Consider the following 14,898-nt stretch of genomic DNA (forward strand, 5'->3'; position numbering starts at 1 on the left):
TCACCCGATCGGGGTCAGGCGTCGATCGATTCGCGCGACAGCCGGTCGGACGAGTCGATGATGAACTCGCGGCGCGGGGCCACCTCGTTGCCCATCAGGAGCTCGAAGACACGGCCCGCGGCCTCGGCATCCTCCATGCGCACCCGACGCAGCAGACGGCCGGAGCGGTCCATCGTCGTGTTCGCCAGCTGTTCGGCGTCCATCTCACCGAGACCCTTGTAGCGCTGGATCGGCTCGTGCCAGCGTTTGCCGGCCTTGCGGAGCTTCGTCAGGAGCGCGTGCATCTCCTGCTCGCTGTACGTGTAGATCGTCTCGTTCGGCTTCGACCCCGGGTTCATCACGATGACCCGGTGCAACGGCGGTACGGCGGCGAACACGCGACCATCCTCGATCAGCGGTCGCATGTAGCGGAAGAACAGCGTCAGCAGCAGCGTGCGGATGTGCGCGCCGTCGACGTCGGCGTCGCTCATCAGGATGATCTTCCCGTAGCGAGCGGCGCTGAGGTCGAACGTCCGCCCGGAACCGGCACCGATCACCTGGATGATCGAGGCGCACTCGGCGTTCGACAGCATGTCGCCGACGGAGGCCTTCTGCACGTTGAGGATCTTTCCTCGGATGGGCAGCAGCGCCTGGAACTCACTGTTGCGCGCGTTCTTCGCGGTACCGAGGGCCGAGTCGCCCTCGACGATGAAGAGCTCGCTGCGGTCCACCTCGTTCGTTCGGCAGTCGACGAGCTTCGTGGGAAGAGTCGACGACTCGAGGGCGTTCTTGCGGCGCTGCGTCTCCTTGTGAGCTCGCGCCGATACGCGCGCCTTCATCTCGGAGACGATCTTGTCGAGCAGCTGCGCCGCCTGGTTCTTGTCGTCGCGCTTGGTCGAACTGAAGCGCTCCCCCAGGTCCTTGCGGATCACCTGGGCGACGATCGCGCGCACCGCCGGCGTGCCCAGGATCTCCTTGGTCTGGCCCTCGAACTGCGGCTCCGGGACGTTGACCGTCAGGACCGCCGTGAGACCGGCCAGGACGTCGTCCTTCTCGAGCTTGTCGTTACCGACCTTGAGGCGGCGCGCATTCTGCTCGACCTGGGCTCGCAGCACCTTCAGGAGCTCCTGCTCGAAACCCTGCTGGTGGGTTCCGCCCTTGGGCGTGGAGATGATGTTGACGAACGAACGGACGCGGGTGTCGTAGCCGGTGCCCCAGCGCAGCGCGATGTCGACGGCGCACGTTCGCTCCACCTCGGTGGAGACCATGTGCCCGTCGGCCTGCAGCACGGGAACGGTCTCCTTGAACGTTCCCTCCCCCTGGATGCGCCAGGTGTCCGTGACAGGAGGATCGGTCGCCAGGTACTCGACGAACTCCGAGATGCCGCCTTCGTACAGGTAGGAGGTCTCGACGGGGCCGAGCGTGGTGGTCTCACCGTCGGAATCAGGGATCGGGACGACCTGACCGGCAGCGCGCTCGTCCTTGACGACGATCTCGAGCCCCGGAACGAGGAAGGCCGTCTGGCGCGCCCGCGTCTCGAGCTCCGCGAGTTGGAAGGCCGCATCCTTCGTGAAGATCTGACGGTCGGCCCAGTAGCGCACGCGGGTCCCGGTGACGCCGCGAGGCGCCTTGCCGATGACGCGGAGCTCGCTGTTCTCCTGGAACGGTGTGAACGGGGCGTCGGGGCGCTTCTCTCCCGAATCCTTGAAGATGCCGGGCTCGCCGCGATGGAACGACATCGCATAGGTCTTCCCGCCGCGATCCACCTCGACGTCGAGGCGCTCCGAGAGCGCGTTCACGACCGATGCGCCGACGCCGTGCAGACCACCCGATGCGGCGTAGGAGCCACCGCCGAACTTCCCGCCCGCGTGCAGCTTGGTGTAGACGACCTCGACGCCGGTGAGGCCGGTACGCGGCTCGACGTCGACGGGGATGCCGCGGCCGCGATCATGGACCTCGACGCTGCCGTCGGCGTGCAGGATGATGTCGATCTTCGTGCCGTTGCCTGCCACCGCCTCGTCGACGGAGTTGTCGATGATCTCCCAGAGGCAGTGCATGAGGCCCGGCGAACCGTTCGACCCGATGTACATGCCCGGGCGCTTGCGGACAGCTTCGAGCCCTTCAAGCACCTGGAGATGGTGGGCAGAATACTCGGCATTCACAATCTCTGAGTCTATTCTCGCGACCTGCGCTCCAGCCGCAGACACTCCCCGCGCGCGTCCAGTCCGTTCCCGTCCCGTACGCGCTGAGCGAAACACGCCGCAAACCGGGCATGCACACAGGTGCAGCGTGGTTGTATTGACCAAATCAGCAAGCGAAGCCGACACCCGAGGAGGCACCGAGATGAATGCAACGACCGAACGTGACACCTCCACCATCGAGTTCCGTCTGACGGCCATGGATCGTTGCGATTCCTGCGGCGCTCAGGCGTACATCGCCGCCGAGGTGAACGGCTCCGAGCTCCTGTTCTGCGCCCACCACGGCCGCAAGTACGAAGAGAAGCTCCGCAGCATCGCGACCAGCTGGCACGACGAGACAGCACGCCTGATCCAGGCCGTCTGACGCCCGTCAGTCCTGTACGACCCGGCGGACCCGAGCGGTCAGCCGGGTGAGGATCTCCTCGCCCACCGTGTCGATACGCTCAGCGAGAGTGGTTGCCGACGATTCTCCGCGCTCACCCGCGCCGAACAGGGTGACCTCGTCCCCCACCCTGAGGCCCGGCCACCCGGCGACGACCGACGTCGTCTGATCGACGGCCATCAGATTCCGGGCACCGTCCGGCGTCCCCACGTCGACACCCCTGAGGGTCGAGGGGAAACCGTCGAAACTGCCGATCGAGATCACGGCGTCGCCTGCGTCGACATCGACCACGGTCGCCACCAGACTCGCCACCGGACGGACGCCCGGCAGCTCAGGGCCGTCGGCGGAACGGATGCCGTAGCAGAACGCTCCGATTCGCGACACCGTGCCGCGCATCTCGGGACGCCACCAGGATGCCGCTGAGGCCGTCAGGTGCAGCGAAGCGGGGACCGGCCCCGACTCCCCCACGACGCGCACCGCGTCCAGGAACACCTCTTGCGCATCGTCGTCCTCCTCGTCGCTCGCCTCGGCGATGTGACTCCACACGCCATCGAGCTCGAGGAGTCCTGCGCGCTCCGCCGCCCGGGCCTCCGCCACCGTCGCGGCCCAGTCCTCCGGCAGGATCCCGTTGCGGTGCAGCCCCGTGTCGATCTTCAGGTGCACGCGCGCACACACGCCGAGGGCTTCGGCGCGGGTGATGATCCGCCGCAGGTAGGCGGTCGTTCCCACTCCGAGATCGATCTGCTGCAGGAGGGCGTCGTCGACCTCAGCATCCGTCGATGTCGCCCATGCGAAGATCCGCGCATCCCCGCCGGCGATGCGTCGAACGCTCAGCCCACCGGCGATGTCGTAGCTGCCGAACCGCTCGACGCCTGCCTGGACCGCCGTCTCGACGGCCCACGCGAGTCCGTGTCCGTATGCGTCGTCCTTGAGCACGAGCATGAGGGCCGACGGCGCGATCCGCGTGCGCACGGCCTCGATGTTCGTGCGGAAGACGCTGCTGCTGACGCGCAGCTCCGGGCGGCTCATGCCTCCCACCCCCGAACCGCGTGTGCACCGGCCACCGTGACGAGCTCCGCCGCCGCCATCCGGGTGACCGCGCTCCATCGGGCGAGTCCGTCCGCAGCGGTGCCGTGTCCACCGAAGTAGGTGACCTCCGCGCCGGCTTCGACTTCGGAGCCGGCGAGGTCGACGACGCAGACATCCATGGCGACGCGCCCGATGATGGGTCGCGCGACACCGTCGATGTCGACGAGCCCCTGGTTCCCGAGCGCTCGCACGATGCCCTGTGCGTAACCGCCCGTCACGAGCGCCACCGTCGTGTCTGCGGACGCGCGGTAGGTGTAGCCGTACGAGACTGCGTCGCCGGCACGAAGGCGCTTGGTGGACAGCACGCGGCCGGTGAGGCGCATCACGGGCTCCGTCACGAGGACGCCTGACTCATCAGGAAGTCCGTACAACAGAGTCGGATCGATATCGGCGTCGCCGGAGGTCACCCCGACGATCCCCTCCAGACGCAGCGCCTCGACCTCTCCGTCGGCGTCGACCAGCACCTGCTCCGCGCCGGCGGCGGTCACCGCCTGAGCGACAGCGAGCACGCCGTGCCCCCAGGCATCGCGACGCAGATCGGCGACGCGCCCGCCGGCGATCACCGCCGCTGACGCCCCTGCAGCCAGGGCAGACCGGGAGATGATCGCTCGCGGCAGGGCGCTGGAAGTCGTCTCACACACGTCCTCCACCCTAGCTTCCGACTCCCAGGTGGACCTGCGCGGCCCCCGTAGACTGGTGGAGACCCCGACCCTGGAGCCATATGTCTCGTCTTTCCCTCACGCCCCGCATCCGCTACCTGCTGGGACGTGCCCGCCGCATCGATGTCGGATCGGTGGTGGAACGAGCGAAAGAGGCTTCGGAGCAGCACCACAAGGCCGTACCCGGCATCATCGTCGACATGCTGTGGTCCGCCGCCCGTCACAACGTCGGCTTCCAGGACTACATCGACTACGACTTCGCCATGCTCACCAAGGCCGAGCGCGAGACCTACATGACGCATCCGGTGTCGAACCAGCTCTCGCAGCGGTACGACCACCCGGACTACCGCTGGATCTTCCAGGACAAGGTCGAGTTCGACAAGCAGTTCTCCGCGTTCCTGAAGCGCGAGTGGATGGTCGTCGAAGAAGGCAACGCCGACGCCGTGCGTGAGCTCACCCAGCGCCTCGGCACGATCGTGACGAAGGAGCCGGTGGGGCAGGCCGGCACCGGAGTGCACCGCTACCACGCTGCCGACATCGAGGACTGGAACGAGTTCCACCGCGGACTGCTGGAGCGCGGCGAACTGCTCATCGAAGAGGTCATCCGTCAGCACGACGCCCTGGCGGCCGTGTGCCCCGGCACCGTGAACACCACCCGTATCACCGCGTTCTTCGACGGCGAGAAGGCGCACATCCTCGCGATGGCGCAGAAGTTCGGCCGCGGCGAGGTCAGCGATCAGATGACCTTCGGCGGCTTCTACACGATGCTCGATGAGAACGGCCACGCCGTGGGAGCCGGGTACGACTCGCACGGGCACGTGCACGAGACGCACCCCGACTCGGGTTTCCGCATCGCCGACTTCCAGTTGCCGTACATGGACGAGGTGCGGGCATTCATCGATGAGGTCGCCCGTGTCGTGCCGCAGGTGCAGTACGTCGGCTGGGACATCGTCGTGTCCCCCGACGGCCCCGTGCTCGTCGAGGGCAACTGGGGCGCCGGCGTCTATGAGAACAAGCCCAGCGTCACCGGCATCCGCACCGGTCACAAGCCCCGCTATCGTGAGGTCATCGGCTTCTGAACCATGAAGAGAAAGGCCCCGGATGCTCGAGCATCCGGGGCCTTCTTCGTGAGTTCCGAGAGATCAGATCGCGCGGACGATACCGAGCGGCGTGGACTCGAGGCCCTGGCCGAGCGGGTTGTCGCCGAGGATCTTCACCAGGCGGCGCTCACCGTCTTTGTCGAGCGTCGAACCGAGGATGTTGCCACCGAGATCGTTGATGTCGACCACGGCGACCTCCGCGTGACCGCCGACGAGCTTCTTGAGGCGGGCCGCGACACCGTCGGGATCCTTCGGCCCGAGCACGACCGCCTCGTTGTACGGCGGGATCGTGTGCTTGGTCGGTCCGTCGATCGCGCGTGCCTTATCGCCCGCGATGCGATAGAAGTCTCCCCGGCGACCGAACGCCTTGGTGACCGCCGCCACGGCCGAAGCGAAGAGGATCCGCGGCGTACCGCACTCCCGCAGCGCCATCTCCATCGTCTCCGGCATGCCGAGCCCGATGCCGTACGGCGTGCGTGTGACGTACTTCGACAGGAACAACGCGAGCTTGCGCGGCTTGATCTCATCGAGACGGTACGACCGCCCCTGCGTGATCGCCACGATCTTCTCGGTCACGAACAGCAGGTCGCCCGGCTGCACCGCGTCCTTGGCGTACTCGGTGATGATCGCATCGAGGTCGTCCTCGGGCATGACCACGCGAGTGCGCAGCGGGATGCGCGCATAGTTCTTGCCGTCGACGCTCGCCTCGAGAGCCTTGCCGTCGTTCGCCTGGCTCATTCGAGGTAGTCCCGCAGGGACTGCGAACGGCTCGGGTGACGCAGCTTCGCCATCGTCTTCGACTCGATCTGGCGGATGCGCTCGCGCGTCACGCCGAACGTGTCACCGATCTGGTCGAGGGTCTTCGGCTGACCGTCGCCCAGGCCGAAGCGCATGCGGATCACGCCTGCTTCGCGCTCGGAGAGCGAGTCGAGCAGCTGTTCCAGCTGACGCTGCAGCATGGTGAATCCCACGGCGTCTGCGGGGACCACGGCCTCGGTGTCCTCGATCAGGTCGCCGAACTCGCTGTCGCCGTCCTCACCGAGCGGAGTGTGCAGCGAGATGGGCTCGCGGCCGTACTTCTGCACCTCCACGACCTTCTCCGGCGTCATGTCCAGCTCGCGGCTGAGCTCTTCCGGAGTGGGTTCGCGACCGAGGTCCTGCAGCATCTGACGCTGCACGCGGGCGAGCTTGTTGATGACCTCGACCATGTGCACCGGGATGCGGATCGTGCGGGCCTGGTCGGCCATGGCACGGGTGATCGCCTGGCGGATCCACCAGGTGGCGTAGGTCGAGAACTTGAAGCCCTTGGTGTAGTCGAACTTCTCCACAGCGCGGATCAGCCCGAGGTTGCCCTCCTGGATCAGATCCAGGAACTGCATGCCGCGGCCCGTGTAGCGCTTCGCGAGGGAGACGACGAGACGGAGGTTGGCACCGAGCAGGTGGCTCTTCGCGCGCTGGCCGTCGCGGGCTACCCACTGCAGGTCGAGTCCGAGCTGGCTCGTCTTCTCGGCCGCCGTCATCGCCGACAGCTTCTCTTCGGCGAACAGACCCGCCTCGATGCGCATGGCGAGCTCGACCTCTTCGGCCGCGTTCAGTAGCGCGACCTTTCCGATCTGCTTCAGGTAGTCCTTGACGGGGTCAGCCGTCGCACCGGTGATCTGCGTCGAGTAGACCGGGACGTCTTCATCGTCGTTCGACGAGATGACGATCGCGCCGGTCGGCAGCGGCTCGGTGAACTTCGGCTTGGCGTCTTCGTCCTCGTCGTCGTCGACAGCGGCCACGGCAGGAGCCTCGTCTTCTTCGACGACGTCCTCGGCCTTCTTCTTCTTGACGGGGGCGCGCTTTGCGGCAGCACGCTTCGCCGCGCTCAACGGCGCGGGCTTCTCGGGCGCATCGGCCTCGACCGGAGCGTCGGCGGTCGTCTCTTCGGCAGCCTTCTTCGTCCGGGTGTTCTTCGTCGTGGCAGGAGTCACGTTTCGCCTTTCACGGAGCTGCTGTGTAGCCCCGGGACATTTCGGACACTAGTAAGACCCTTGTCAAGTCCAGCGTTCGAAAACACTGATTGACAACGGGTCAGAGTCCTAGTATCGCACACGTGTGGCGATGCGGACGCATTCCGACGAAGTTCTGCCGTATCGATCTCACCCGCGACCGGGCTTGTCCTCGTCGCCGGAGGGACGAGAGGCGAGATAGCGCTCCAGCTCAGCCGCCAGTTCATCGGCGCTGGGCAGGTCGCGCTCGCTGAATCCGCCCTCGTCGTAGGAGTCGTCGTCGGGGTTACGCCCCGCCATATAGGCGTCGTATCGGCGCTCGAGGTTGTGCAACATCTGCTGCAGCTCGTCGTTCCCGGCGACCTGCTCCCCCACTCGGGTCAGGTAATCCTCGCGCCGCTCCTGCACCGCGTCGAGCATGAGCACCAGGCCCGTCGAGGCCATGAGCTTCTCGGCGGCGGCGATCACGGCATCGGGGTTCTCCGTCTCCGCGAGATAGTGCGGCACCAGGAGCACGAATCCGACGGCACGCTCGCCGCGTTCGATGAAGCGGTACTCGAGCAGGTGTCCCGCGGTGGCCGGCACCTGTGTGCGCGGCCTCCACACCGAATGCGCAACCGTGAGGTCGCGTCGGTTGCCACTCACCGTCGTGCCGATCGGACGCGTGTGCGGCACCGGCATGGCGATCGAGTGGACCCAGTGGAGCCCGGAAACCTCGAACTCCGCGGCCAGATCCAGCACCGTGCTCGCGAACGCGTTCCAGGCGAAGTCCGGCTCATAGCCGGCGAGGAGCAGGAAAGGCCGATCCAGGGCATCCGTCGCGAGGGAGAGCTCGAGCCGGGGCGGACGGAACTCGGTGAGGTGGTCCTGATCGAAGGAGATCACCGGACGGCGTGCGCGATAGTCCAGCAGAGCGTCGTTGTCGAAGACGACGACCGGCTCGGGCGACGCGGTCTCACGCAGGTGGTCGATGAGCCCGGAGACAGCGCTGCCCGCATCGGTGAAACCGGTGAGGAGAACCACCAGGGGCAGGCCGTGCGGCACTGTCGGCGCATTCGCGACACGTTCGTGGATCTCACCGGAGAAGGGCATGCCTCCATGCTACGAGCAGGTCCGGATACCGGGGCGCGACGCATCATGCTGAGAGCGAACACTCCCATGGGCGGCGGACGACCATGCTGCGGCGAAGATCCTAGGATGGAAGACATGACGCTTCCCGTGCTCTCGCACACCACCGCTCAGTTCCCCGGAAGCGCTGCAGATGCCGCAGTGCTCGTCGTCGCCACTCTTCCCGAGTCTGCGGAATCGCTGTCCGCCTACCCCGGCCTGGCGGACGCGCTGGCCGGCATCGGATTCACCGGCTCCGCCGGATCATTCGCCCGTGTGCACCTCCCCGAGGTCAGCACCTTGCCGTTCGCGGTCGTGGGAGCAGGCGACAAGCCCGATGCCGCCGCCGTGCGCAATGCGGCCGGCACCGCGCTGCGCTCCCTCACCGGATTCGACCACGTCGCGCTCGGTCTCGCCGACGGCCTCGAGGGGTTCGCCCCTGCAGCGGCCGAGGGCGCGGTCCTCGGCGGCCACCGCTTCGACGGATACCGTTCCGAGAAGGGCAAGACCCGCGCCACCGCGGTCACCCTCCACGCGGTGCTCACTGATGAGGAGGCAGCCCATGCCCAGACCATCGGCGATGCGGTGGCGCTGATCAAGGACCTCGTCAACGTGCCTGCCGAGTGGCAGAGCCCTGCGCAGCTCGCGCAGAGTGCCGCCGACAGCGTCGCCGACCTCGACGTCACGGTCGAGATCCTCGACGAGAAGGAGCTGGCGGAGAAGGGCTTCGGAGGCATCCTGGGCGTCGGACAGGGCTCCGACCGACCGCCGCGGCTCGTGCGCCTCGACTACTCCCCCGCGGGTGCGAATCGACACATCGCCCTCGTCGGCAAGGGCATCACATTCGACACAGGGGGACTGTCCCTGAAGCCCGCGGCGTCGATGGTCGGGATGAAGTTCGACATGGCGGGAGCGGCCACGTCTCTCGCGGCGCTCCGCGCGATCGCCGCGCTGCAGCTGCCGGTGCGCGTGACGGCGTGGCTCTGCATCACCGACAACATGCCGTCCGGGCGAGCACTCCGTCCCGGCGACGTCATCCGCATCCTCGACGGCACGACCGTCGAGGTCCAGAACACCGATGCCGAAGGCCGCCTCGTCCTCGCCGACGGCCTGGTCGCGGCGAGTCGCGAGCAGCCCGACGTGATCATCGACGTCGCCACTCTCACGGGTGCGATCGTCGCCGCCCTCGGGCACCGGCACACGGGCGTCTTCGGCGACGACGACACCGTCGCCGAGTTCCTCGCCGCCGCCGAGCAGGTCGACGAGCCCGCCTGGCACATGCCGCTGCCGAGCTACATGGAGGAGTCCCTCGAGTCGCCCATCGCCGACCTGCAGAACGCGAACATGGGTGACCGGATGGGAGGTGCCTCGTTCGCCGGTCTGTTCCTGCGCCGTTTCGTCGGCCGCACTTCCGAGGCCGAGGACGCCCCGCGCATCCCCTGGGTCCACCTCGACATCGCCGGCTCCGGCGAGCACGGCGGATCACCGTACGGCTTCACGGAGAAGGGCCCCACGGGGGCGATGGTCCGATCGATCGTCGCCTTCGCCGCAGCATCCCACAAGGAGGCATGACACATGACAACCCACACCTTCGACGTCGTCGTCCTGGGCGGCGGCAGCGGCGGCTACGCCGCGGCTCTGCGCGCGAGTGAGCTCGGCAAGTCCGTCGCACTCGTCGAGAAGGACAAGGTCGGCGGCACCTGCCTGCACCGCGGCTGCATCCCGACCAAGGCGCTGCTGCACGCCGCCGAGGTCGCCGAGCATGTGCGCGACGCCGCCTCCGTCGGCGTCACCGCGACGCTGGAGGGCATCGATCCGGCTGGTGTCCGGGCATACCGCGAGGGCATCGTCGCAAAGAAGTTCAAGGGACTCGAAGGCCTCGTGAAGGCCCGCGGCATCACGACCGTCGCCGGTCTCGGCCGACTGAACGCCGACCGCAGCGTCAGTGTCGGCGATGATGTGTACGTCGGCGCCGATGTGGTGCTCGCGACAGGCTCGTACAGTCGTTCACTTCCCGGCCTCGACATCGGCGGACGGATCCTCACGAGCGAGCAGGCGCTCGCGCTCGACGTCATCCCGGAGCGCGTCCTCATCCTCGGCGGTGGCGTGATCGGCGTCGAGTTCGCCAGCGTGTGGCGCTCCTTCGGTTCCGAGGTCACGATCATCGAGGCTCTGCCGCACCTGGTTCCGAACGAGGACATCGCCCTCAGCAAGGGCCTTGAGCGCGCATTCCGTCGTCGCGGCATCCAGTACTCGCTCGGTGTCCGCTTCCAGACGGCGACGCAGGACGACTCCTCGGTCACCGTCACGCTCGAAGACGGCAAGGAGTTCACGGCCGACTACCTGCTCGTCGCGGTCGGACGAGGCCCCGTCACCGCAGACCTCGGATTCGAAGAGGCAGGCGTCACCCTCGACCGCGGCTTCGTGACGGTCGACGAGAACCTGCGCACCGGCGTTCCCGGGGTCTGGGCTGTGGGGGACATCGTTCCCGGCCTGCAGCTCGCCCACCGCGGATTCCAGCAGGGCATCGCCGTCGCCGAACGCATCGCCGGTCTGTCCCCCGCGAACATCCCGGACGTGCAGATCCCCAAGGTCACGTACTCGAGCCCCGAGGTCGCCTCGGTCGGCATCACCGAGGAGGCTGCGATCGCCGAGCACGGTGCCGATGCGGTCGCCGCTTACGAGTACAACCTCGCCGGCAACGGCAAGAGTGAGATCATCGGGACGAGCGGGCTCGTCAAGGTCGTCCGGCTCAAGGACGGCCCCGTTCTCGGCGTGCATCTGCTCGGCGATCGCGTCGGCGAGCTCATCACAGAGGGACAGCTCGCTGTCGCCTGGGAAGCGCATCCTGAGGACATCGCCCCCCTGATCCACGCCCACCCGACCCAGAGCGAGGCACTCGGCGAAGCCTTCCTCGCACTGGCCGGCAAGCCCCTGCACGCCCTCTGAGCACCAACCGGTGCCCGAGTCACTAAGCTAGACAAGCGTCATACAACTTCTTGAAGGAGACTCAGTCATGAGCACATCCGTCGTCCTCCCCGCTCTCGGCGAGAGCGTCACAGAGGGTACGGTCACCCGCTGGCTCAAGCAGGTGGGAGACACCGTGCAGGCGGATGAGGGCCTGCTCGAGATCTCGACCGACAAGGTCGACACCGAGATCCCCTCCCCCGTTTCCGGCGTGATCGAGGAGATCCTCGTGGCCGAAGACGAGACCGTCGAGGTCGGTGCGCTTCTCGCGCGAATCGGCGATGGCAGCGAGTCGGCTCCTGCGGGAGACGCTCCTACTGCCGCCGAGGCTGCACCCGCTGAACCCGCGCCCGCCGAGGCCGCGCCCGCGGAATCCGCACCTGCTGCGGCCGAACCTGCCGCTGAGGCCCCCGCACCCGCCGCGGAGACGCCGGCTGCAGAATCCGCTCCCGCCGGCGACGCGACCGACATCGTGCTTCCCGAGCTCGGCGAGAGTGTCACCGAAGGCACCGTGACCCGTTGGCTCAAGCAGGTCGGCGACAGCATCGCCGTCGACGAGGCGCTTCTGGAGATCTCGACCGACAAGGTCGACACCGAGATCCCGTCGCCGGTCGCCGGTGTGCTCCAGGAGATCGTTGCCGGCGAAGACGAGACCGTCGCCGTCGGCGCTGTCCTCGCTCGCGTCGGTTCCGGCGCGGCAGCGGCAGCTGAGGCACCGGCCGCTGCGGCACCTGCTGCCGCCCCGGCTCCCGCTCCTGCCGCGGCGCCCGCACCCGCCGCCGCACCGGCACCCGCCGCCGCACCGGCACCTGCTGCCGCTCCCGCACCCGCCGCCGCACCGGCACCGGCTGCTGCTCCGGCTCCTGCCGCTGCTGCTCCGGCCGCACAGAAGCTCGCGCTGCCCACCGAGAACGACAACCTGTACGTGACGCCGCTGGTGCGCCGCCTCGCCGCACAGCAGGGCGTGGACCTCGCCTCCGTCACCGGAACCGGTGTGGGTGGCCGCATCCGCAAGGAAGACGTCCTCAAGGCTGCCGAGACCGCCACGGCACCCGCTGCGGCAGCCGCGTCGGCCCCGGCACCGCTCGAGGTGTCTCCGCTGCGCGGCACCACGCAGCCGATGTCGCGCCTGCGCAAGGTTCTGGCCAAGCGCGCCGTCGAGTCCATGCAGCAGACCGCTCAGCTCACCACGGTGGTCGAGGTCGATGTCACGGCGCTGGCCGACTACCGCGACAGCGTGAAGGCCTCGTTCCTCGAGAAGACCGGCGACAAGCTGTCGTTCCTGCCGTTCTTCGCGCTGGCGACCGCTGAGGCTCTGCAGGCGTTCCCGATCGTGAACGCGACGGTCGACGGCGAGAACATCGTGTACCCGGCGAGCGAGAACGTGTCGATCGCGGTCGACACCGAGCGCGGCCTGCTCACGCCGGTGCTGCGCGACGCGGCCTCGAAGAACATCGCGCAGATCGCACACGAGATCGCCGATCTCGCCGCCCGCACGCGCGACAACAAGCTGAAGCCGGATGAGCTTGCCGGAGGCACGTTCACGCTGACGAACACCGGTTCGCGAGGCGCGCTGTTCGACACTCCGGTCGTCTTCCTTCCGCAGTCCGCGATCCTCGGCACCGGCACGGTCGTCAAGCGTCCCGGCCTCGTGAAGGTCGGCGGTGCCGATGCCATCGCGATCCGTTCGTACGTGTACCTCGCGCTCTCGTACGACCACCGGATCATCGACGGTGCGGATGCAGCACGGTTCCTGGGTGCGGTGAAGGCCCGCCTCGAGTCGGCGCAGTTCGCCGCTCAGCTCGGCGCCTGACCGATAGAGCACCTCATGGCTGGTCCGCGACGTCATACACGTCGCGGACCAGCCATTTCTCTTCCGTCCGGATGAGGACGACCATCATGTGCGCCGGTTCCCGAGAGTTCACCTCTCCGGCCTCCTCATCGCCATGACCGACCTCGAGCCGCACGACGGCGACGTCCCCGTACTCGTCGACCAGCTCGACGGCGGTCCCCTCCGCAGCCCCGAGCTCTTTCACCACACCGTCAGACCCTGAGGCCACGGCCTCAGGGCACGCGACGTCGGCACGAGCACGGCAGGTCGTGATCGTCGTGAGCAGAGCTGCCGCTGCGGCCACAGGATCGGCTCCTCCCGACGAGCTGCTCCTGTCCCGATCTCCACCTGCCCTCGTCTCGTCCGCCGTCCCCTTCTCCGTAGACCCCTCGGATTCCTCGTGCGCCCCGGCGTCCTCCGACACGGGCGTGGCCGACGGCTCACCCCCCGAGGGTGCCGATGCCGATTCGGCCGCCCGCCGCCCTCCTGCATCAGCAGCCTCGCCCGGCTCGCCACCGTCCGGCCACAGCAGGCCCGCGGCTAGTACGACGACCGCCACGGCTGCCGCCACGATGAACGGACGTCGCCGCGAGTGCGACCGCGTGCCTTGATCCCCTGCCTCACCCGTCCTTCGGCCTCGCCGCCCCGGTACCCCCGCCGCGATCCGCGCGTACGCGACCCGGAAGGACTCCTTCGCGGCGTCGGCGAGCGTCACGGCTGTGGTCGCGATCCCCCGGCTCCTGCGGCGACGATCCGCCCGCAGACGCTGACCGTTCCGCGAAAGGACCGGTTGATGCGCCGTGATCACGCGCGCGACCTCCCTCGCACGCTCCGGCGCATGCGACCCGCGATCGAGAGGTTGTGGAGCAGCGACGCTCAGGAGCTCTTGCTCCCACACATCGAGGAGCCGACGCGGGATGCGCGGCTGTGTGGCGGCCTTCTCGAGCCCCTTCTCGATCACGCTGAGCGCCCGCGTGAGCACCTTGTCGGTGCTGTCTTCGCCCAGTCGCCGGACGATCTGCGCCGCTCCTTCTCGCGCATCCACCCCTGCTCCGAAGACGAACATCGGCCGTCCGCCGTCGGTCACCCACCATGCTCCGGTGCGTGTCCCCTCCGCACCATCGCCGATCTCGTCGAGACCGCGCAGCAGGCTGATCACGAGGGTGCAGCACTCCCCCGGTTTCAGCACTGCCCCCGTGGCCGATCGACGGATCAGGAGCCCCAGCGCCTGATCCGTGCACCACGGGAGCAGCACATCGTGGCCACCGCCTCGTCGGATGACGTCGATCGGTGCGGCCACATGCTCCGCCCCCGAGTACCGCCATCCGATCCATCCTCCGAGAGCCGAGGCGTCCACCCGCACCGCCACTGCGTCCCCCGAAGTGACCAGTGCGCCCTCGAACGGCCCCTCATCCGCGTCGAGAACCCGAACGACCCGATGCGCGGCCGGAAGAAAGGCCGTCCCCCGAGCGTCATGCGTGCCGATGTCTGTCATTCCTCCATCACAGCCCACCGCACACCGGAATCTGCGTGATCCGGGCCTCACCGAACGGGTTCCGGCCGATGCCGAGAATGTGCAGGAAGAGTGCCGTCAC

At 67.9% G+C, this 14,898-nt stretch carries 12 protein-coding genes; 5 read left to right on the forward strand and 7 right to left on the reverse strand.

The annotated features are described in order from the left end of the window. Nucleotides 1–14: 14 nt before the first annotated feature. Nucleotides 15–2,141 carry a type IIA DNA topoisomerase subunit B gene (locus OC372_RS04255; protein ID WP_374956807.1) on the reverse strand — a complete coding sequence of 709 codons (2,127 nt, stop codon included), beginning with the start codon at nucleotides 2,139–2,141 and terminating at the stop codon, nucleotides 15–17. A 181-nt stretch (nucleotides 2,142–2,322) separates the two neighbouring features. Between OC372_RS04255 and OC372_RS04260 the strand changes: the two genes are divergently transcribed. Further along, the gene (locus OC372_RS04260; protein WP_029263258.1) at nucleotides 2,323–2,541 is read left to right on the forward strand and encodes a hypothetical protein; all 219 of its coding nucleotides are present in this window, start codon (nucleotides 2,323–2,325) and stop codon (nucleotides 2,539–2,541) included. Nucleotides 2,542–2,547: 6 nt separating this feature from the next. Here OC372_RS04260 and OC372_RS04265 read toward each other — a convergent pair whose 3' ends face one another. Further along, nucleotides 2,548–3,588 (reverse strand): alanine racemase, encoded by a 1,041-nt coding sequence (locus OC372_RS04265; RefSeq protein WP_105710034.1) that lies wholly within the window; start codon nucleotides 3,586–3,588, stop codon nucleotides 2,548–2,550. Continuing rightward, the gene (locus OC372_RS04270; RefSeq protein WP_262001010.1) at nucleotides 3,585–4,289 is read right to left on the reverse strand and encodes an alanine racemase; all 705 of its coding nucleotides are present in this window, start codon (nucleotides 4,287–4,289) and stop codon (nucleotides 3,585–3,587) included. The genes OC372_RS04265 and OC372_RS04270 overlap by 4 nt, the downstream gene beginning before the upstream one ends. An 80-nt stretch (nucleotides 4,290–4,369) precedes the next feature. On the opposite strand from OC372_RS04270, the gene OC372_RS04275 reads away from it, so the two are divergent. Further along, nucleotides 4,370–5,386 carry a sugar-transfer associated ATP-grasp domain-containing protein gene (locus OC372_RS04275; RefSeq protein WP_029263255.1) on the forward strand — a complete coding sequence of 339 codons (1,017 nt, stop codon included), beginning with the start codon at nucleotides 4,370–4,372 and terminating at the stop codon, nucleotides 5,384–5,386. A 63-nt stretch (nucleotides 5,387–5,449) separates the two neighbouring features. Here OC372_RS04275 and OC372_RS04280 read toward each other — a convergent pair whose 3' ends face one another. The 3 genes from OC372_RS04280 to OC372_RS04290 all read right to left on the reverse strand — a co-directional run bounded on the left by OC372_RS04280 (nucleotide 5,450) and on the right by OC372_RS04290 (nucleotide 8,490). Then, the gene (locus OC372_RS04280) at nucleotides 5,450–6,145 is read right to left on the reverse strand and encodes a coenzyme F420-0:L-glutamate ligase (protein WP_029263254.1); all 696 of its coding nucleotides are present in this window, start codon (nucleotides 6,143–6,145) and stop codon (nucleotides 5,450–5,452) included. Further along, nucleotides 6,142–7,380, reverse strand: coding sequence for an RNA polymerase sigma factor (locus tag OC372_RS04285; RefSeq protein WP_029263253.1), 1,239 nt, complete (start codon nucleotides 7,378–7,380; stop codon nucleotides 6,142–6,144). Before OC372_RS04285 ends, OC372_RS04280 begins: the two co-directional genes overlap by 4 nt. Nucleotides 7,381–7,548: 168 nt before the next feature. After that, nucleotides 7,549–8,490, reverse strand: a complete 942-nt coding sequence (locus OC372_RS04290; protein ID WP_262001011.1) for a proteasome assembly chaperone family protein — start codon at nucleotides 8,488–8,490, stop codon at nucleotides 7,549–7,551. 114 nt (nucleotides 8,491–8,604) lie between these two features. Here OC372_RS04290 and OC372_RS04295 point away from each other — a divergent pair, with 114 nt between their 5' ends. The 3 genes from OC372_RS04295 (at nucleotide 8,605) to sucB (ending at nucleotide 13,285) form a co-directional block, all read left to right on the forward strand. Next, the gene (locus tag OC372_RS04295; protein WP_262001012.1) at nucleotides 8,605–10,077 is read left to right on the forward strand and encodes a leucyl aminopeptidase; all 1,473 of its coding nucleotides are present in this window, start codon (nucleotides 8,605–8,607) and stop codon (nucleotides 10,075–10,077) included. 3 nt (nucleotides 10,078–10,080) lie between these two features. After that, nucleotides 10,081–11,454, forward strand: a complete 1,374-nt coding sequence (gene lpdA / locus OC372_RS04300; RefSeq protein ID WP_262001013.1) for a dihydrolipoyl dehydrogenase — start codon at nucleotides 10,081–10,083, stop codon at nucleotides 11,452–11,454. Nucleotides 11,455–11,521: 67 nt separating this feature from the next. After that, nucleotides 11,522–13,285 (forward strand): 2-oxoglutarate dehydrogenase, E2 component, dihydrolipoamide succinyltransferase, encoded by a 1,764-nt coding sequence (gene sucB, locus OC372_RS04305; RefSeq protein ID WP_262001014.1) that lies wholly within the window; start codon nucleotides 11,522–11,524, stop codon nucleotides 13,283–13,285. Between the two features lie 13 nt (nucleotides 13,286–13,298). Here the strand turns inward: sucB and OC372_RS04310 are convergent, their stop codons facing one another. Beyond that, entirely contained in the window at nucleotides 13,299–14,798 is a 1,500-nt protein-coding gene (locus OC372_RS04310; RefSeq protein WP_262001015.1) for a hypothetical protein, read from the reverse strand. Between the last annotated feature and the right edge of the window lie 100 nt (nucleotides 14,799–14,898).

It is taken from the genome of Microbacterium sp. Mcb102, assembly GCF_024519805.1.
Classification (GTDB): domain Bacteria; phylum Actinomycetota; class Actinomycetes; order Actinomycetales; family Microbacteriaceae; genus Microbacterium.